Origin of the sequence: Streptomyces sp. NPDC058470 (genome assembly GCF_042721055.1) — a bacterium.
GTDB lineage: Bacteria > Actinomycetota > Actinomycetes > Streptomycetales > Streptomycetaceae > Streptomyces.
Genome location: NZ_JBHXMF010000035.1, coordinates 65356 through 83290, shown reverse-complemented (window position 1 = coordinate 83290; position 17935 = coordinate 65356). Strand labels below are relative to the sequence as shown.

19 protein-coding genes are annotated in these 17935 nt (G+C 69.3%); 13 read left to right on the top strand and 6 right to left on the bottom strand.

From position 1 onward, the window contains the following. A complete protein-coding gene (locus ACFWP7_RS25105; protein WP_384384963.1) occupies positions 1 to 468 on the bottom strand; it encodes an RDD family protein in 468 nt (155 codons plus the stop codon). Between the two features lie 200 nt (positions 469 to 668). Here ACFWP7_RS25105 and glnA point away from each other — a divergent pair, with 200 nt between their 5' ends. From glnA to ACFWP7_RS25085, 4 genes are all read left to right on the top strand, one after another. Beyond that, complete coding sequence (glnA, locus tag ACFWP7_RS25100) at positions 669 to 2078, top strand: type I glutamate--ammonia ligase (RefSeq protein ID WP_384384960.1); 1410 nt, start codon at positions 669 to 671, stop codon at positions 2076 to 2078. 82 nt (positions 2079 to 2160) lie between these two features. Then, a complete protein-coding gene (locus ACFWP7_RS25095; RefSeq protein ID WP_384384957.1) occupies positions 2161 to 2703 on the top strand; it encodes a hypothetical protein in 543 nt (180 codons plus the stop codon). 155 nt (positions 2704 to 2858) lie between these two features. After that, complete coding sequence (gene htpX / locus ACFWP7_RS25090) at positions 2859 to 3779, top strand: zinc metalloprotease HtpX (RefSeq protein WP_384385016.1); 921 nt, start codon at positions 2859 to 2861, stop codon at positions 3777 to 3779. 2 nt (positions 3780 to 3781) lie between these two features. Beyond that, on the top strand, positions 3782 to 4366 hold the full coding sequence (locus ACFWP7_RS25085; RefSeq protein ID WP_384384955.1) for a hypothetical protein: 585 nt from the start codon (positions 3782 to 3784) through the stop codon (positions 4364 to 4366). 19 nt (positions 4367 to 4385) lie between these two features. Here ACFWP7_RS25085 and ACFWP7_RS25080 read toward each other — a convergent pair whose 3' ends face one another. Continuing rightward, positions 4386 to 4697, bottom strand: a complete 312-nt coding sequence (locus ACFWP7_RS25080; protein ID WP_384384952.1) for a hypothetical protein — start codon at positions 4695 to 4697, stop codon at positions 4386 to 4388. A gap of 272 nt (positions 4698 to 4969) precedes the next feature. Between ACFWP7_RS25080 and ACFWP7_RS25075 the strand changes: the two genes are divergently transcribed. Further along, complete coding sequence (locus ACFWP7_RS25075; protein ID WP_384384950.1) at positions 4970 to 5740, top strand: alpha/beta hydrolase; 771 nt, start codon at positions 4970 to 4972, stop codon at positions 5738 to 5740. A 39-nt stretch (positions 5741 to 5779) separates the two neighbouring features. On the opposite strand, the gene ACFWP7_RS25070 is transcribed toward ACFWP7_RS25075, so the two are convergent. The 3 genes from ACFWP7_RS25070 to ACFWP7_RS25060 form a co-directional block, all read right to left on the bottom strand. After that, the gene (locus tag ACFWP7_RS25070; RefSeq protein ID WP_384384947.1) at positions 5780 to 7138 is read right to left on the bottom strand and encodes a DUF2252 domain-containing protein; all 1359 of its coding nucleotides are present in this window, start codon (positions 7136 to 7138) and stop codon (positions 5780 to 5782) included. A 5-nt stretch (positions 7139 to 7143) separates the two neighbouring features. Next, on the bottom strand, positions 7144 to 7629 hold the full coding sequence (locus ACFWP7_RS25065) for a hypothetical protein (RefSeq protein WP_384384944.1): 486 nt from the start codon (positions 7627 to 7629) through the stop codon (positions 7144 to 7146). Between the two features lie 320 nt (positions 7630 to 7949). After that, on the bottom strand, positions 7950 to 8258 hold the full coding sequence (locus ACFWP7_RS25060) for a hypothetical protein (RefSeq protein WP_384384941.1): 309 nt from the start codon (positions 8256 to 8258) through the stop codon (positions 7950 to 7952). 294 nt (positions 8259 to 8552) lie between these two features. Here ACFWP7_RS25060 and ACFWP7_RS25055 point away from each other — a divergent pair, with 294 nt between their 5' ends. The 7 genes from ACFWP7_RS25055 (at position 8553) to ACFWP7_RS25025 (ending at position 16695) form a co-directional block, all read left to right on the top strand. Then, a complete protein-coding gene (locus ACFWP7_RS25055; protein ID WP_384384938.1) occupies positions 8553 to 9215 on the top strand; it encodes a hypothetical protein in 663 nt (220 codons plus the stop codon). 408 nt (positions 9216 to 9623) lie between these two features. Next, the gene (glnII, locus tag ACFWP7_RS25050) at positions 9624 to 10652 is read left to right on the top strand and encodes a glutamine synthetase (RefSeq protein ID WP_384384936.1); all 1029 of its coding nucleotides are present in this window, start codon (positions 9624 to 9626) and stop codon (positions 10650 to 10652) included. A 445-nt stretch (positions 10653 to 11097) separates the two neighbouring features. Then, positions 11098 to 11688 (top strand): winged helix-turn-helix domain-containing protein, encoded by a 591-nt coding sequence (locus ACFWP7_RS25045; protein WP_384384933.1) that lies wholly within the window; start codon positions 11098 to 11100, stop codon positions 11686 to 11688. Positions 11689 to 11778: 90 nt separating this feature from the next. After that, complete coding sequence (locus ACFWP7_RS25040) at positions 11779 to 12771, top strand: SDR family oxidoreductase (protein WP_384384930.1); 993 nt, start codon at positions 11779 to 11781, stop codon at positions 12769 to 12771. 248 nt (positions 12772 to 13019) lie between these two features. Continuing rightward, entirely contained in the window at positions 13020 to 14294 is a 1275-nt protein-coding gene (locus ACFWP7_RS25035; protein ID WP_384384928.1) for a sensor histidine kinase, read from the top strand. Beyond that, on the top strand, positions 14279 to 14935 hold the full coding sequence (locus ACFWP7_RS25030; protein ID WP_384384926.1) for a LuxR C-terminal-related transcriptional regulator: 657 nt from the start codon (positions 14279 to 14281) through the stop codon (positions 14933 to 14935). Before ACFWP7_RS25035 ends, ACFWP7_RS25030 begins: the two co-directional genes overlap by 16 nt. A 239-nt stretch (positions 14936 to 15174) precedes the next feature. Beyond that, complete coding sequence (locus ACFWP7_RS25025) at positions 15175 to 16695, top strand: DUF1996 domain-containing protein (protein ID WP_384384923.1); 1521 nt, start codon at positions 15175 to 15177, stop codon at positions 16693 to 16695. 98 nt (positions 16696 to 16793) lie between these two features. On the opposite strand, the gene ACFWP7_RS25020 is transcribed toward ACFWP7_RS25025, so the two are convergent. Further along, positions 16794 to 17204 (bottom strand): hypothetical protein, encoded by a 411-nt coding sequence (locus tag ACFWP7_RS25020; protein ID WP_384384921.1) that lies wholly within the window; start codon positions 17202 to 17204, stop codon positions 16794 to 16796. Between the two features lie 132 nt (positions 17205 to 17336). Here ACFWP7_RS25020 and ACFWP7_RS25015 point away from each other — a divergent pair, with 132 nt between their 5' ends. After that, positions 17337 to 17852, top strand: coding sequence for a tetratricopeptide repeat protein (locus tag ACFWP7_RS25015; RefSeq protein WP_384385013.1), 516 nt, complete (start codon positions 17337 to 17339; stop codon positions 17850 to 17852). Positions 17853 to 17935: the final 83 nt, after the last annotated feature.

Genomic DNA, 17935 nt, shown 5'->3' with positions numbered 1-17935 from the left:
CTAGCCGCGGACCTCGATCGTGCGGGCCAGTCGGTCGTGCAGGCCCCGGCCGTCGCGGTCCCAGATCAGGGCGGGGAGGGCGAGGCACAGGAGCACGGTGCGCAGGAGGGCGCGGAGTGGTTTGAGGCGACCGCCGTCCTGGGGGACGATGCGCAGGCCGAACAGGCGCTTACCGGGGGTGCAGCCGACCGTACCGACGGTGAGGACGCCGAGGGCGAAGAAGATGAGCAGGGTCCAGTTGCCGGTCGTCTGGTTGTAGCCGTCAGTGAGCAGGCCGTATGCGATCAAGAGGCACAGGGCCCAGTCCACGGCCAGGGCGCCGAGGCGGCGGCCGGGGCGGGCGATCGAGCCGGGCCCCCTCTGCGGCAGTCCGAGCTGCTCACCGGGGTAGCCGAGGTCGACACCGGCTTCCCCCAGGGCCTCGCGCGGTCCGGAGAGCCATGATCCGATTGCTTGCCTCTTGTCCACGCGTCCACGGTACTGTGCCCGTTTTGGCATGTGGACAGGTGGGGTATGACGGGCCTGGTCCGGTTAACTTGGGCGAAACAAATGGGTCACGCTTGAGAAATCCCCCGTCCCTATGGTCGGGTCCAGCGTGGGCCACCGCACTGGCCGCACGAACGAACTACCACCCCGATCCAGAGTGGGCCGGGAGTAGGAGGAGCTGGATGTTCCAGAACGCCGACGAGGCCAAGAAGTTCATCAAGGACGAAGACGTCAAGTTCGTCGACGTCCGCTTCTGCGACCTGCCGGGTGTGATGCAGCACTTCACCATTCCGGCAGAGGCCTTCGACCCGACGGAGGAACTGGCCTTCGACGGCTCCTCCATCCGCGGCTTCCAGGCCATCCACGAGTCCGACATGGCGCTCCGCGCCGACCTGTCCACCGCGCGCGTCGACCCCTTCCGCCGCGACAAGACGGTCAACATCAACTTCTTCATCCACGACCCGATCACGGGCGAGCAGTACTCCCGTGACCCGCGCAACGTGGCGAAGAAGGCCGAGGCGTACCTCGCGTCGACCGGTGTCGCCGACACCGCGTACTTCGGCCCCGAGGCCGAGTTCTACGTCTTCGACAGCGTGCGCTTCGACACCAAGTCGAACGAGGCCTTCTACCACATCGACTCCGAGGCGGGTGCCTGGAACACCGGCGCCCTCGAGGACAACCGCGGTTACAAGGTCCGCTACAAGGGCGGTTACTTCCCGACCCCGCCGGTCGACCACTTCGCCGACCTGCGTGCCGAGATCTCCCTGGAGCTGGCCGCGTCCGGCCTCCAGGTCGAGCGTCAGCACCACGAGGTGGGCACCGCCGGCCAGGCCGAGATCAACTACAAGTTCAACACGCTGCTCGCCGCGGCCGACGACCTCCAGCTCTTCAAGTACATCGTGAAGAACGTCGCCTGGCGCAACGGCAAGACCGCGACCTTCATGCCGAAGCCGATCTTCGGTGACAACGGCTCGGGCATGCACATCCACTCGTCGCTGTGGGCGAACGGCGACCCGCTGTTCTACGACGAGGCCGGTTACGCGGGCCTGTCGGACACCGCCCGCTTCTACATCGGCGGCATCCTCAAGCACGCCCCGTCGCTGCTCGCCTTCACGAACCCGACGGTGAACTCCTACCACCGCCTGGTCCCCGGCTTCGAGGCCCCGGTCAACCTGGTGTACTCGCAGCGCAACCGCTCCGCCGCGATGCGTATCCCGATCACCGGCTCGAACCCGAAGGCCAAGCGCGTCGAGTTCCGCGCGCCCGACTCCTCCGGCAACCCCTACCTCGCCTTCTCGGCGCTGCTGCTCGCAGGCCTCGACGGCATCAAGAACAAGATCGAGCCGGCCGAGCCGATCGACAAGGACCTCTACGAGCTGGCTCCCGAGGAGCACGCGGGCGTCGCCCAGGTCCCGACCTCTCTCCCGGCCGTCCTCGACCGCCTTGAGGCCGACCACGAGTTCCTGCTCGCGGGCAACGTCTTCACGCCCGACCTGATCGAGACGTGGATCGACTACAAGCGCACCAACGAGATCGCCCCGCTCCAGCTGCGCCCGCACCCGCACGAGTTCGAGCTGTACTACGACGTGTAGGAACGCCCCACCAGCCGTACGACGTCGGCCGTGTCCTTCCTTTCGGGAGGGACACGGCCGATGTGCTGTTCGGTGGCGCGTCATGACCGGGGCGGCTGGGAAGGACTACGGTCTCGGCGTCGTAGGGGGCAGCCAAGTGGACTCGGACACGGTCACAGCCATATCGGCGACAGCGATAGCTCTCGGCTCGCTCTGGGTCAGCTTCTCGCAGACCCGGGCCACCCGGCTGCACAACAGGCAATCCGTCAGGCCCTTGCTGGAGATGCGACGCATCGGGGGATACGAGGACCACAACGCAGGCCTCCAGGTCATCAACGCCGGTCTCGGCCCGGCCGTTGTGACAGACACCGTGGTGCGGCTGGACGGCGAAGACATCGGCCCTTGGAACCGTTCCACCCAGCACCGCATCAAGGCAGCCCTGCCGGCGTGGCCCCTTACCTACTCGCTACGCCCAGGTGCCGCGCTCCTCGCGGGGCAGTCCGTCTTCTTGATTCACCTCGAACAGTTCAGCGAGGACGAGCACGGCTGGTTCTCGGATCTCATAGCCCAGCGGCTGGTGATCGAGATCCACTACGAGTCCCTGTACGGCGGTGAGGACTTCGAGGTGACAACGACCCCGTACTGAAGCGGCAGCTGGAAGTTCTGTGTGGTCCCCATAAATAAGTAGCTCTTGACAGGGCAGGTCTTTGCCCGCTGTGGGGTGGATCGGGGCCTGCTCATGGGGGTGGGCGGGCGCACAATGGAAGTCGGGACGAGTGCCCGAGTGTGGGGTGGTGCATGATGCAGAGCCGGTTCCAGAGCGATCGGCGGTTGACCGTCAGGATGACGGCCACGCTGTTTCTACTCGGATTGCTGTACGTGGCCTTCATCGCCGGATTGATCGTGCTGATGAAGTCCTGGGTGCTGGTCGTGGTGATCGCGGCGGCGTTCCTCGGGGCGCAGTACTGGTTCTCGGACCGGATCGCGCTGTTCGCGATGCGCGGGCGGGTCGTGGAGCGGGAGGAGTACCCGCAGCTGCATGGGGTGGTCGACCGGCTGTGTGCCGTCGCAGACATGCCGAAGCCGCTCGTCGCCATCTCCGATATGGACATGCCCAACGCCTTCGCTACCGGGCGGAACCCCGATCACGCGGTGCTCTGCGTGACCACCGGGCTGCTGCGGCGGCTCGAACCCGACGAGCTCGAAGGTGTGCTGGCGCACGAGCTGTCGCACGTGGCGCACAAGGACGTCGCGGTGATCACCATCGCCTCCTTCCTCGGCGTGATCGCCGGGCTGATCGTCCGGTTCGCCTTCTACTCGCAGCTCCTGGGCGGCGGGCGCAGGGACCAGAACACGGCGATGGTGTTCATGGCCGTCATGACGGTCTCCGCGGCCGTGTACGCGATCAGCTTCCTGCTCATCCGGGCGCTGTCCCGGTATCGCGAGCTGGCAGCCGACCGGGCCGCGGCCCAGCTCACCGGACGGCCCTCGGCGCTGGCCTCCGCGCTGACCAAGGTCACCGGGGACATCGCGAAGATCCCGACCAAGGACCTGCGCACGGCCCAGGCGTTCAACGCCTTCTACTTCACCCCCGCCCTCGGCGCCGAACCGGGCGTGGCGAAGTACTTCTCCACCCACCCGAGCCTGGAGCAGCGGCTCGAACAACTGGCCCGCATCTCGGCCGAGTTGGGCGAGCCGGCGACCCCCGGGAAGGCCGGCTGAGCATGGGGCTCCTGGACATCCTGCTCGGGCGCAGCAGACCCGTCGCCCCCGACCTCGACCAGCTCTTCGCCCTGCCGTCGGCCGCCATCACCTTGCAGGCGGCCGCCGGCTTCACCCCGACGGGGACGGGCGCGGTGTGCTTCGCGACCGTCGAGGGCGGGGCGTTCGCCGAGGCCCGTCAGGAGGTCCAGGCGCTGCTGGACGCGGACGCCGAGAGGGACAGTTCCCCGGTGGAGATCACCCGGGACGAGTACGGGTACTCGTGGCTGGTCTCGCGGCGGGAGCCCGACGATCTGCCGGCGCTGGTGAGTGATCTGCACGCGGTCAACACCGCGCTGGAGGGCAGCGGCTTCGGGCCGCAACTCCTCTGCTCGGTGGCGAGCTTCCGGGACGACGAGCAGCGTCGGCTCGGGCTCGTCTACCTCTACAAACGCGGCACGTTCTATCCCTTCGCGCCGCTGGCCGGTACGGGGCAGCAGCGCGACAACTCACTGGAACTGCAGATCAAGGCCGCGCTCACCGACGATCTGCGGATCGAGCAGGACCTGAGCCGCTGGTTCCCGATCTGGGGCGCCCCGGGCCTGTGACCCGGGGCGCCTGTCCTGTCTACTTCCGGCGGTCCTGGCGCCGTGCCTCCATCGGACGTTCGCGGCGGTAGCGGCGCTCCCACTTCGCCTGACGGTCACGGCGGGCGCGGTAGGCGCGGTAGGTGGAGTCCGCGCGGCCCCCGGCTCCGGATGCGCCCGACGAGGAGGCACCCGGTGCCGACCCCGGTGCGGACGCCGCCGATGAGCCGTCCCCGGTACGGCCGTAGCGGACGTACAGGAAGAGCAGGGCGATCGCCGCGAGCCAGAGGACGTGGTGGGAGAAACCCATGACGACCAGGATCGCGGTCGCTGAAATGATCAAGGTTCCCATGACGGGACTCCTTGCGTGCGTGGGTGACTGGATCTTGATGTCGTGACGGTGTTGTCCGACGAATCGACGGGGCGCTGGGGGAGGCTGCCGTCCGTCGGTGCGTAGAGAGTAGCCCTGAGTCCGCCCACTGATACCTGTCCGGAGGAAAGCGGTGCTCGGCTCCTCCGGAACGCCTCTCCAGCGTAGGGAAGCGGCCTGTCGGCGCGCATCTGCATTTCCGCGGACATATCCCTCACCTGCACCTCCTCACCTGCGGTATGAGTAAATGAGGGGTGCTTTTCCCTTTCACATACGACCACGACGGTGAACGACTGAGCTGCGTCAGCGGGTCGGCCGGTGGCAGCGAATCAGTCCATGGCAGTGGCGACGGCGGTGGCGACGGCGGTGGTTCGACAGCCACCGCCGTCCTGCTGCACGGCGCGGGCCTCGGCAGCAAGGAGCGACTGCTCCCGCTGCTGGAGGAGTTCGTCGCACGCGGCTGCCGGGGCCTCGCCCTCGACTTCGCCGGGCATGGTGAAAGCTCGGGCGCGCTGGGCGAGTTGAGCCTCAAGAAGCGCTTCGAGCAGGCCGTCGCCGTCATCGACTCGACCCTGCCTGCGGACGCTCCGCTGATCCTCGTCGGGTTCAGCATGAGCGGCCAGACGGTGGCCGATCTCGCGGGGCACTACGGGGCGCGAGCGGTGGCGCTTGGGCTGTGCGCGCCTGCCGTGTACGGCGCCGAGGCGTGGCCGGTTCCGTTCGGCGACGGCGACAGCCGCTTCAGCGAGATCATCCGTACGCCGGACAGCTGGCGCCAGGCCCCGGCGCTCGGCGTCCTGCGGGCGTACGCGGGGCGGGCGGTGCTCGCCGTACCGGGCACCGACACCGTGATCCCACCCGCCGTGACCGAGGCCGTGACCGACGCGCTGGCCACCCGCGCCCACTTCAGCCGTCTCGAACTGCCCGGCGCCGAGCACATGTTGGGCCTGTGGTTCCGCGACCATGCCGAGGACCGGCGGCGGTTCGTGGACGCCGTCCTGACCGGGCTGGGCGACCAGGGGTGACAACTTGGGCCTTGGAGCGCCCGATCGCGGCCGGCGGGCTCACATGCCCTGCGCCGCCGTGACCACTCCCGCCGTCACGGCGGCGCCCAATGCCGCGTGGTCGGCGGTGTTCTGGTCCGCGTAGCGCAGCGCGAAGTCCGCGACGGCGCGGTCGAAGGTGTCGGCGCCGCCCAGGTAGGCGGCGATCGCGATGCGGTCGCCGGAGCGGGCATGGGCGCGGGCCAGGGCGGTGCCGCAGAGGCGGGCGTAGGCGACCAGTTCGTCGGGGGCCATCCCTGCGACGTCCGCCGAGCCCTTCATGTCGCGCAGTTGCCGCCAGTAGAAGGCGCGTCCCTGCGGCCCGGTCATCCAGCCCAGGAAGATGTCGCTCGCCGCCTGCAGCAGGCGCTGCCCCGCGACGACCCGGTGCCCTGGATGGACGTACGGGCTGTTGGGCAGATGCTCTTCGAGTACGGATCTGCCGGCCTCCTTGATCTGGAGGAACAGCGGGTCGTCCGCGTCCCGCCCGGCGAGCAGCACGATGAAACAGCGGGTGCCGACACTGCCGACGCCGACGACCTTGCGGGCTGCGTCGACGAAGCGGTAGCGGTCCAGGAGGAGGCGGCGTTCCTCGGAGAGGGTGGAGCGGTAGTCGCTGAAGATCTTGCGAAGGGAGGCCATGTCGGCGACTCCGGCGGATTCCAGCAGGGGCGGGTCCTGGACGATGCGGCGGCGTCCGCCGACGGTCTCGGTGAGCTTGCCCAGCGCGTGCAGGCTGGTGCGCCGGCGGGCGCGGGTGAGGCTCGACTCGACCCGCTTGCGGTGGTGGGCGGAGCGGACCAGCGGGAGCAGCCGTTCGGCGTCGATGCGCTCGTACCAGACGGTCAGCTCGCCCTGCCCGGCGAGCCGCCGGATGCTCTCGCGGTACTCCCCCACCGCCGCCTGGGCCGCGCCGTGGGCCTGCATCTCCGTGTGCCCGTTCTCGCGGGCCGCCACCGCGACGCTCGCCGCGAGCCGTTTGACGTCCCACTCGAAGGGGCCCGGATGCGTCTCGTCGAAGTCGTTCAGGTCGAAGAGCAGGGTGCGTTCCGGGGAGGCGTACAAGCCGAAGTTGAGAAGGTGTGCGTCGCCGCAGAGCTGGACGGTGAGCCCGGTGTGCGGCTGGGCCGCCAGGTCGGCGGCCATGACAACGGCGGCGCCGCGGAGGAACGCGAACGGCGACGCGGTCATCCGCCCGTACCGGATCGGCAGCAGCTCCTGAAGACGACTCCTGCCCTGCCGTTCCAGTACGGCGACGGGGTCGGGCCGGCCGACGCCGGGGATCCAGTCGCCGTGCGCGGAGCGGGAGACCCGTTTGCGGGCCGCTCTGCCCTGCGCGGCGCGGTCCGCCGCGGTGGCCGTGGCGGCGGTCGGGGGCATGGCTGTCAGTTCCGCACGGCTCTGGCCACCTCGGCGGTGACCTCGCCGGAGAGGGTGCGGTTGCTGCGGGCGGTGGCGTCCTTGGCGGCGTCCGCGGCGACGTCGTCGACCGTGACGACGACCGTGTCGAGGAGGTTGCCGCTCCGGTCGCGGAAGTCGATCTGGACGGCGTACGACTTCGACGAGGAGGTGGAGTTGGTGACGGTCACCTTGACGGTGGAGCGTCCGTCGGTGGCGGTGCTCACGTCGCTCACCTTGGCATCGCCCTTGGCGTTCACGCCGTTCTTGAACTCGTCGAACTTCTGGCCGGCCTCGGCGGTGGCGGAGGCGAGGGTGTCGCCGGCCTCGGAGGCGAGGGAGGACGCCGCGGAGGCGGCCTTGGAGACGGCGCCGGAGGGGGTGGTGTCGTCCGAGCAGCCGGTGAGGGGGGCGGTCAGGGCCGCCGTGGCGGCTGTGCCCAGGATCAGCCCCCGTATGCCGTGCCTCGTCATGGCGTCTCCCGACGTCTCGGTGGTTCTCGTCCCGTTTCCGTTCCCGTTCCGTGCCTCGCGGTTGCCTCAGTCAAGGCGGGGAGCGGGGTGGGCGCATGCCGGGGACGGCGATCGGGTGAGGTGGGGGCGGTGGGGGTGGGTTGCCGGGCGGGGCGGGGAGTTTTTTCGCCCCCGCCGCCCCTGCCCGTCCCTTGTTTCTGGGGGCTCCGCGCCCAGACCCCCGTATCGCGCTGGACGCGCTCGTCCTCAAACGCCGGACGGGCTGAAAGATCTCCCCCGGCCAGGGAGAGATTCAGCCCCTCCGGCGATCGAGAAGTGGATCAGCGTGCGTACCTCATCAGGGCCCGCACCATGTGGCATGTGGTGTCCGACGGTGGGTGGACGCCGATGAGTTGGGCGGTGATGCGGATCGTGTCGTTGCGGGCCTGGTTCGGCATGTAGATGCCGGAGTCGAGCAGAGCGATCGCGAGGCGCATCGCCTTGAGCCGGCGGTTGTGGACGACGTACCACTCGCGGGGACGCCCCGGCGGCAGCGGGCGCTTCTCCACGGGCTCGTACGGCAGGTCCAGCTGGACCGGCCTCCTGGACGTGGACTGGGTGGGCAGCGGCTTCAGTGCGGCAGCGGGCACAGGCATCCTCCTGTCGCGGTCAGGGCACCGCCGGACCCCCCGGCGACACCCTCGAACACTGCTTCTATTCTACCGCCGAGCACTGACAAAAGCCGCTGGCCACAAGGCACTTGGGGCTGCTGGGACGCCAGCAGAAGAAAGGGTTTCACGTAGCGCGTGCGGCGGACAGATCCTCGCCGGGGGCCAACTCCCTTGTGACCTACGTTACTTCGGTGACTCCTGTAACTGTTGAGTAACTCCGTTCGGCATCTCGTACATAGCGGCGTACGTACCCCCGCACACAGGAGGCCGCCCATGTCGCGCAGGAGAACCCTCAGCACCAAGAAGAAGCTCGCGCTGTTGGTCAGCGCCGCGGCCGTGGCCGGAGGCGGGGCCTTCGCCCTGGCTGCCACCTCGAACGCCGCGTCGGTGCAGAACGCGGCGAGCTCGACGGTCTGCCAGGGACTGGCCACCGCGTTCGGCAACAACGAGACGTTCATCGCCGACCAACGGGCCAACCCCGACTCGCAGTCGGAGGCCCGGATCGCCAACCGCGAGGCGGTCCTCGCACAGATCAAGGTGCAGCAGGAAGCGTCCGGCTGTGCGGTCGGGGAGTCGGCTCAGGACTCCCAGACCGCCACGCCGCCCGCCCCCGCCGCTCCCCCGGCCTCGGCCCCCGCCGCGAGCGCCCCCGCGCAGGACACCGGTGGCGATGCCGGCGGCGCCACCGGCGAGCAGGTCTGCAACGGCTCGACCGTCACCCTCTTCTCGGAGGCGGGGACCCCGGCCGCGTCCAGCAACCAGTTCCCGGTCGGGACGGAACTCAGGGTCACCAACCTGGACAACAACAAGTCCACGACCGTGGAGGTCACTTCGGTCTCCGGAAGCTGCGTCCTGCTGAACACCGCGGCCTTCGAACTGGTCCGGGAGCCCGGCAAGTTCGTGATCCGCAACGTGGTTGTCGAGCGGGTGGGCTGACGGAAGCCCGCATGAACCGGGTCCTGCCGCTTTCCGGGAAGAGGCGGCAGGGCCCTCACTCGTGCGCAGGACCCCCACTCGTGCGCACCCCACACCCCGTACGCGGTCCCCGACACCCCGTGCGCGCCCGCAAACCCATCGCATACGAGCCGTGGCACCCCGGGCAGGGCGAAAGTCCGTGCGCGACCGCCCGGCGGGACCGCCGATCGCGGTCGCGAACACCCCCGTCGAGCAGCGCCCGGTATTGGCGGGCACACACAGCTCAGGTAACACGGGGTTCACATTCGAGCAATGATCGGGAAATCGCCTGTTGACAGGCTGACCTGCGTATCCGCAGCGCCTCAGTGCCGCAGCGCCGCAGGCAGCACCCGCAGTGCGACTGAAGACCCACCCCGAAGGATGTGGCCCGTGACCTTCAAGGCTGAGTACATCTGGATCGACGGCACCGAGCCGACGGCCAAGCTCCGTTCGAAGACGAAGATACTGGCCGACGACGCCAAGGGTGCCGAGCTGGCGATCTGGGGCTTCGACGGTTCCTCGACGAACCAGGCCGAGGGCCACGCCTCCGACCGCGTACTCAAGCCGGTCGCCACGTACCCGGACCCGATCCGCGGCGGTGACGACATCCTCGTCCTGTGCGAGGTGCTGAACATCGACATGACGCCGCACGAGTCCAACACCCGTGCCGCGCTGACCGAGGTGTCGGACAAGTTCGCCGCGCAGGAGTCGATCTTCGGCATCGAGCAGGAGTACACCTTCTTCAAGGGCGCCCGCCCGCTCGGCTTCCCCGAGGGCGGCTTCCCGGCCGCGCAGGGCGGCTACTACTGCGGCGTCGGCTCGGACGAGATCTTCGGCCGTGACATCGTCGAGGCGCACCTGGAGAACTGTCTCAAGGCGGGTCTCGCCATCTCCGGCATCAACGCCGAGGTCATGCCCGGCCAGTGGGAGTTCCAGGTCGGCCCGGTCTCCCCGCTGGATGTCTCCGACCAGCTGTGGGTGGCCCGCTGGCTGCTCTACCGCACCGCCGAGGACTTCGACGTCTCCGCGACACTGGACCCCAAGCCGGTGAAGGGCGACTGGAACGGCGCGGGCGCACACACCAACTTCTCCACGAAGGCGATGCGCGAGGGCTACGACGCGATCATCACCGCGTGCGAGTCGCTGGGCGAGGGCTCCAAGCCCCTGGACCACGTCAAGAACTACGGCGCCGGCATCGACGACCGCCTCACGGGCCTGCACGAGACCGCCCCGTGGAACGAGTACAGCTACGGCGTCTCCAACCGCGGCGCCTCGGTCCGTATCCCCTGGCAGGTCGAGAAGGACGGCAAGGGCTACATCGAGGATCGCCGTCCGAACGCCAACGTCGACCCGTACGTCGTGACACGGCTGATCGTCGACACGTGCTGCACCGCCCTGGAGAAGGCCGGACAGGTCTGATCCGCCACCAGCTCACAGCTTGTACGAAGGGCGTCCACCGTCGGGGTGGGCGCCCTTCCCCTTATCCCCACAGGGATGCCGTGTCAGGTTTCACAGTGGCGCCACGCCAGGTTTTACAGGGGTGTGACGTCAAGTTCGCGCCAAGGAAGCGTCCGACCGGTGAGAGGAGTCTCCTGCCGGGCGCCGGCTTCTGCTTCAATGGGGGCATGGCCAGCTTCCAGAGGTACACCGCGACGGGTCGCCAGGACCTGGAGCCGTTCTGGCCTTCCCGTCAGCATCATGACTTCGACCGGGTGTGTTGTCGCGCGATGAACGCGCGGGCCCTCTAAAGCCGACACCCGGCCTCCGGCCAGCGCGCACGACGTACGTCCTTGACGAGCCCGACCACGAACTCGTGGCCGTCGATCTTCCCGACGAACTTCTCGCGCGAAAGAGCTGACCTCTCATGGCGAACACCCGTTCCTTCTCCTCCGTCGCGACCTCCCCGGCTGCGCCATCCACCACGTCCGGACGCCACCGACTGCGTGCCGTCGACCGGGACGAGGTGGTGGACGTCACCGACTTCCTGCCGCCGGGCGCCACCTGGCTGCCCGCTCCCCAGCACACCCTGCCCGTGCTGCCGGGGCAGCCGCCGATGATCGGCTACCTGGTCCTCGTACCGGCCGACCAGCAGCCCCTGCTGCCGGTCGCCGTGCCGGACCGGCCCGCGCCGTTCGCCACCGAGGGCACCGTCGGCGGTGACAACCCGCTCGTCCGCATCGACACCGTGCAGCGCACCGCCGAGGTCGACGGGCAGCAACTCGACCTCACCTACCTGGAGTTCGAGCTGCTCGCCCACCTCGTCGCGCACCCGCACCGGGTGCACACCCGCGACCAGCTGGTCACCACCGTGTGGGGCTACGGGCACGTGGGCGACGGGCGGACCGTCGACGTGCACGTCGCACGACTGCGGCGCAAGCTCGGCGTTCAGCACCGGCAGACGATTCAGACGGTGCGGCGAGTGGGGTACAAGTACGCGCCGCCGACCGGTCGTTGACCCTACGGTCGGCCCCGCCCGCCTGACGGCGGATCTTCTGTCGGCAGATTCCCGTTCCGTATCGCCCGCAGTCCGGGCAGAGTCGTCCTTATGAGGCTTCTGATGCTGGGTGGTACGGAGTTCGCGGGGCGCGCCGTCGTGGAGGCGGCGCTCGGTCGCGGCTGGGAGGTGACCGTCTTCCACCGCGGGCGGCACGCACCTCCCGCCGGGGTGCGGTCGTTGCACGGCGACCGCACCGCTCCCGACGGGCTGGCGGCGCTTGCCGAGGGTGAGTGGGATGCCGTCGTCGACACCTGGTCGGCCGCGCCGCGGACCGTGCGGGACGCGGCGCGGCTGCTGGCCGGCCGGGTCGGGCGGTATGTGTACGTGTCGAGCTGCTCCGTGTACGCGTGGCCGCCGCCCGCCGGATACGACGAGGACGCGGCCCTCGTCGACGGGGCGTCCGGGGACGCCGAGCAGATCGACTACGCGCGGGACAAGCGGGGCGGTGAGCTGGCCGTGCTTGACGCCTTCGGGGTGGAGGAGGCTCTGCTGGTGCGGGCCGGGCTGATCCTCGGGCCGTACGAAAACATCGGGCGGCTGCCGTGGTGGCTGAACCGGGTCGCCCGGGGCGGGCCGGTCCTCGCCCCCGGGCCTCGTGAGCTCCCTCTCCAGTACGTCGATGTCCGCGATCTCGCCGAATGGATCCTCGGGGGCGTGGAGCAGAGGCTGGGCGGGGCGTACAACCTGGTCAGTCCGCGGGGGCATACGACGATGGGGGAACTCCTCGACGCGTGCGTCCAGGTCACCGGGGGTGAGGGGGATCTGCGGTGGACCGATGCCGAGGTGATTCTCGGGGCCGGGATCGAGCCGTGGACGCAGTTGCCGGTGTGGGTGCCGGGTGGGAGCGAGCTCCATGGGGCTCTTCATGGGGTCGGTGTGGGTCGGGCGGTCGGTGCCGGGCTGCGGTGCCGACCCGTTCTGGAGACCGTCGCCGATACCTGGAGCTGGCTCCAGGGGCTCGGCGGGGTTGCGCCCGTGCGGGCCGACCGGCCTGCGGTGGGGCTTGATCCTGGGGTGGAGGCGAAGGTGCTCGGGTTGTGAGGAGTGTTCTCGCCCCCTCCGCCCCTACCCGCCCCTTGTTTCCTGGGGGCTGCCGCCCCCAGACCCCCGCTGTCGCACTGAACGCGCTCGTCCTCAAACGCCGGACGGGCTGGAGTTGACCCCTCCGGCGTTTGAGGAGCGGGGTCTGGGGCGGAGGGGGCGAAAACACATGGGGTGCACCCACCACCACCCCCCGCCCGGGGGCCCGGCCCAGTGACCGCCACCGGCGGGTCCATGAGACTGAGCTCATGGAGACAGAGAACAGCAGCCCGGTGCGGGCGCGGGCGCAGGACGTTGTCGTGGCGGGGGCGCGGGGGCTTCTGGTCGGTGTGGTCGGGGTCGTCGGGTCGGTGGTGCTGTTCGTGCTGGCGGTCGTGTCGATCGTGCTGATGCCGGTCGGCATCGGGATCGTCACGACGCCGTGGGTACTCAGCGGCGTACGCGCCTTCGCGAACTGGCGGCGGATCGTCGCGGCCCAGTGGTGCGGGGTGCGAATTCCGGCCAGGTACCGGCCGGTGCCCGAGGGTGCCAACCCGTGGGAGCGGTGTTTCCGGATGCTCCGGGACCCGGCGACCTGGCGGGACCTGGCGTGGCTGCCGGTCGACATGACCGCCGGATTCGTCACCGCGCTGCTGCCTGCCGCCCTGCTGCTCTACCCCCTGGAGGGGTTCGCGCTCGCGCTCGGCCTGTGGCGCGTCCTGACGGACGGCACGGGCACCGGCTGGTGGTACGGGTTCGTGCCGGTCTCCGGGCAGGGCACGGCGCTCCTCGCGGGCGCGCTGGGCGTCGCCTTCCTCGGCGCCGCCTACCACCTCACCCCGCCCCTACTGCGCGTCCACTTCCTGCTCACCTGGGCCGTGCTCAGCCCGGGCGAGGGCGAACTCACCGAGCGGGTACGCGTACTGACCGAGACACGGCGCGATGCGATCGACACCTCGGCAGCCGAACTCCGGCGTATTGAGCGGGACTTGCACGACGGGGCACAGGCGAGGCTGGTTGCCATGGGGATGGACCTGGGGACCATCGAGGCGCTGGTCGAGAAGGACCCGGCGAAGGCGAAGGAGTTGCTGGCGCAGGCCCGCAGGTCCTCCGCCGACGCGCTCACCGAGCTGCGGGACCTCGTCCGGGGCATCCATCCGCCCGTGCTCGCCGAGCGCGGACTCGGCGACGCCGTACGGGCGTTGGCGCTGCGGCTGCCACTCGTGAGCGAGGTGGAGGTCGAGCTCGACGGCCGGCCGGGCGAGCCGGTGGAGGCGGCCGCGTACTTCGCCGTCAGTGAGGTGCTGACCAACGCGGTCAAGCACTCGGGCGCCGAGCGCGTCTGGGTGGACGTCCATCACGCGGACGGCATGCTGCGCATCACGGTCACCGACAACGGCATGGGCGGCGCCCGGCTCGACGCGGGCTCCGGGCTCACCGGGGTCGACCGGCGACTGGGTACATTCGACGGCGTCCTGGCCGTCAGCAGCCCCGCGGGCGGTCCCACCATGGTCACCATGGAGATCCCTTGCGAGTTGTCCTAGCCGAAGACCTGTTCCTGCTGCGCGACGGACTGGTCCGGATGCTCCTGGCGTACGACTTCGAGATCGCCGCGGCGGTCGAGACCGGGCCCGAACTGAGCCGGGCGCTGGCCGAGTTGGAGCCGGATGTCGCGGTGGTCGACGTACGGCTGCCGCCCTCGCACACCGACGAGGGGCTGCAGTGTGCGCTGGAGGCCCGCCGGAACCGGCCCGGGTTGCCGGTGCTCGTCCTCTCGCAGCACGTGGAGCAGTTGTACGCGCGGGAGTTGCTCGCCGACGGCACCGGCGGGGTCGGCTATCTGCTGAAGGACCGGGTGTTCGACGCGGACCAGTTCATCGATGCCGTGCGCAGGGTCGCGGGAGGGGGTACGGCCATGGATCCGCAGGTGATCCAGCAGCTGCTGTCCCGGCGCTCGACCACCGACCAGCCGCTCGGGCGACTCACCCCGCGTGAGCGGGAGGTGCTCGAACTGATGGCACAGGGGCGTACGAACGCAGCGATCGCGGGTCAACTCGTGGTCACGGAACGGGCGATCGCCAAACACACCTCCAATATCTTCGCCAAGCTGGGACTGGAGGTCTCGGACGACGACAACCGGCGCGTACTCGCGGTGCTCGCCTATCTGGACCAAGGGCAGCGTTGACCCGTACTGACACATGTTCAGCGGCGCTGAACATCATTCAGACCCGCCACCAAACCTGATTTTCGAGATCAACTGCCGGAGAATCGCGGGGTTCTGTGCCCATTATGCCGGAATCGACCTCACGAGGTTCTAAGATTTTCCGAGGTTTCTGAACACCACACACGCCCCACGCGTATGAAATGGAGCCGCTTCACTCCTGTCGGGCGCCTCCTGCCCCGCAAGGAAGTCAGAGGAGTTCCATGGGACGCAACGTACGAAAACGCCGTTCGCCACTGGCCGTTCGCGCCGTGGCCGCATCCGCGGCCCTCGCGATCGGTGGAGGCGGTCTTGTCTGGGCGAACTTTTACGCCTCGGCTCACGAGGAGAACTCAGGGCAGAACAGCACCAAGGCCGCCACCGCTCAGGTGGCCACCATTTACTGCCCGGATGTCGGTCAGCAGCTCACCGATGTGCCCGACCCGGCGCGCGGGGAGGTCGACGGCGAGCTGGCCACGCTGGACCAGCAGATCACCGACGCCTACCAGCGGCTGGCGACCACCCGCGACGCGCAGGCCCAGGACGCGAGCTTCGTCCAGAACTCCGTTCTCCAGCCGCTCAAGGACAACCGAGCGGTGATCATCGACCGGATCCAGCTGGAGATATCCCGCGTCGGCGGCAACGCCCCGGACGCGCTGGACGGTCTCGCCTCCTGCACCGGGGAGGCCGTGGAACAGCCACAGACCAACGACGGTCAGGCGGGGGACGGCCAGGACCAGAACACCGAGAGTCCCGCCCCCGGTGGGGACGCCGGCGAGGCTGCTCCCCCGGTCGGTGGTGGTCAGGGTGGCAACGGTCCGGTGGCGGCCGACTTCCAGGACATCACCACCGCCCAGGCCAACAACCAAAAGGGCGTGGGCGCGAACGGGCTCACCGCGAGCGGGAAGACCGGTTCGACGGGCACCTTCACCACGAAGTGCGGCACCAACGGGAACGACAACCACAACACGGACAACGTGATCGTCGCCCCCGGTGTCACCAACGGCGCACACCACCTGCACGACTATGTCGGCAACCAGAACAACGACGCTTTCGCGAGCGACGCGGACCTGGCGGCGGCCGACACCACCTGCCAGAACCAGGGTGACAAGTCGTCGTACTTCTGGCCGGTGCTGCGTGTGCAGGACGGCACGCAGGACTTCGACCAGAACAACGCCGGTGGCGGCACCGAGGGCAACGTGGGCAAGATCCTCGAGCCCGTCGAGGCGCAGATCAAGTTCTTCGGGAACAAGACGGGCGACGTCGTCGCGATGCCGACGGCCCTGCGCATCATCACCGGTGACGCCAAGGCCTTCATCAACGGCAACGCCAACGCCAACGCCAACTGGAGCTGCACCGGCTTCGAGAACAAGGTGCAGCTGGAGGACAAGTACCCGATCTGCCCCGAGGGCAGCAACGTGGTGCGGACCACCAACTTCCAGAGCTGCTGGGACGGCCAGAACATCGACAGCGCCAACCACCGCACACACGTGGCGTTCGTCCAGGCCGACGGCACCTGCGCCAACGGTTTCAAGGCGATCCCCCAGCTCCGGGTCCGTCTGGTCTACGACGTGCCGGCTCCGACCATCGAGAACGGCCAGGTCGTGAACCCGTTCGCGGTCGACTCCTTCCCGGAGAACCTGCACAAGCCGATCACCGACCACAACGACTTCATCAACTTCTTCGACACGAACACGATGAACAAGGTGGTCGACTGCATCAACACCGGCCAGAAGTGCACGTGAGTGGCAGTGGCTCGCTGAGAAGCTGACCCACTGAGAAAGCCGGTGGCGGGAATTCCCGCCACCGGCTTTCGCTTGCGCCCTCGGTATTCGTCGTGTGGTCAGCCCGTGTGAGTGGCGTGCGAGGTCCCCACCTCCATGGTCCCGCCGAGCTGGCCGCGCAGCGCGGTGACCACCTTCTGCTCGCCGACGGCCACCCACTTGCGGCCGACGAGGTAGAACCCGCCGTAGTCCTTGGCTCCGTTGATCCACTCGCGCTGGCCGCGGTCGGTGGCGAAGGTCGCGAGGATGAACTGGCCGTCGGTGTTCTTGCAGGTGGCCTGGCGGATCTCGTCCGCGTCCGTCTGGAGCTCGGGGGCGCAGCCCGCCTCACTCGCGATGTGTTCCAGGCTGCCGGTCGCGGTGACGGGCACCGCGTCGGACGTGGCCGAGGTGTCCTCGGCCGCGCAGCCCGTGAGCGCCAGCACCGCCACGGCTCCGGCCACCGTGAGCTTCGGTCGCGTCAACCTCATACCTACGTACCTCCGGTCTGTGTCGGCGCCCATACCGCCGGGAGCCCTGTCGAGCGAGGGCCCTTGCCCTGGATACGGCTCCCAGGGGCCCAGCGCTCAATCAGCGGCCCCGGTCGGCCTCAATGGGCACACCTGTGCGAGGGTGAGCCTGTGAACGAAGACTGGGAAGAGCGTACGGCGGCGGCCTGGGCCACGTTCGACGACTATGACGAAGCCGACGCTGCGGATTTCCGGGCGGTGATCGACAAGCTGGCCGCCGAGCTGCCCGCCGCCAGCCCGCTCGGCCCCTTCGAGCAGGCGTGCGCCTGGGACTCGACGGGCCACTCGGACAAGGCCGTACCGCTGTACCGGGAGGCGCTGGCCCGCGGCCTGCGCGGCTACCGGGGGCGCCGCACCAAGATCCAGCTCGCCAGTTCCCTGCGGAACCTCGGGAAGCCGGAGGAGGGCGTGGACCTTCTCGGTCCGGAACTCGAGGCCCCGTCCGACGAGTTGGACGACGCGGTACGCGCCTGTCTCGCCCTCTGCCTCGCCGACCTGGGCCGCGAACGCGAGGGCCTGGCCCTGGTGATCGGCGCCCTCGCACCCCATCTGCCGCGCTATCAGCGGTCGATGGCGAACTACGCGAGGCTCCTGGTCGAACCCGAGTAGCACGTGACGGGCGGCGGGCGGCGGGCGGCGGGCGGCGGGCGGCGGGCGGCGGGTGACCATCCGACGACTCGCTCGTTTTTCGC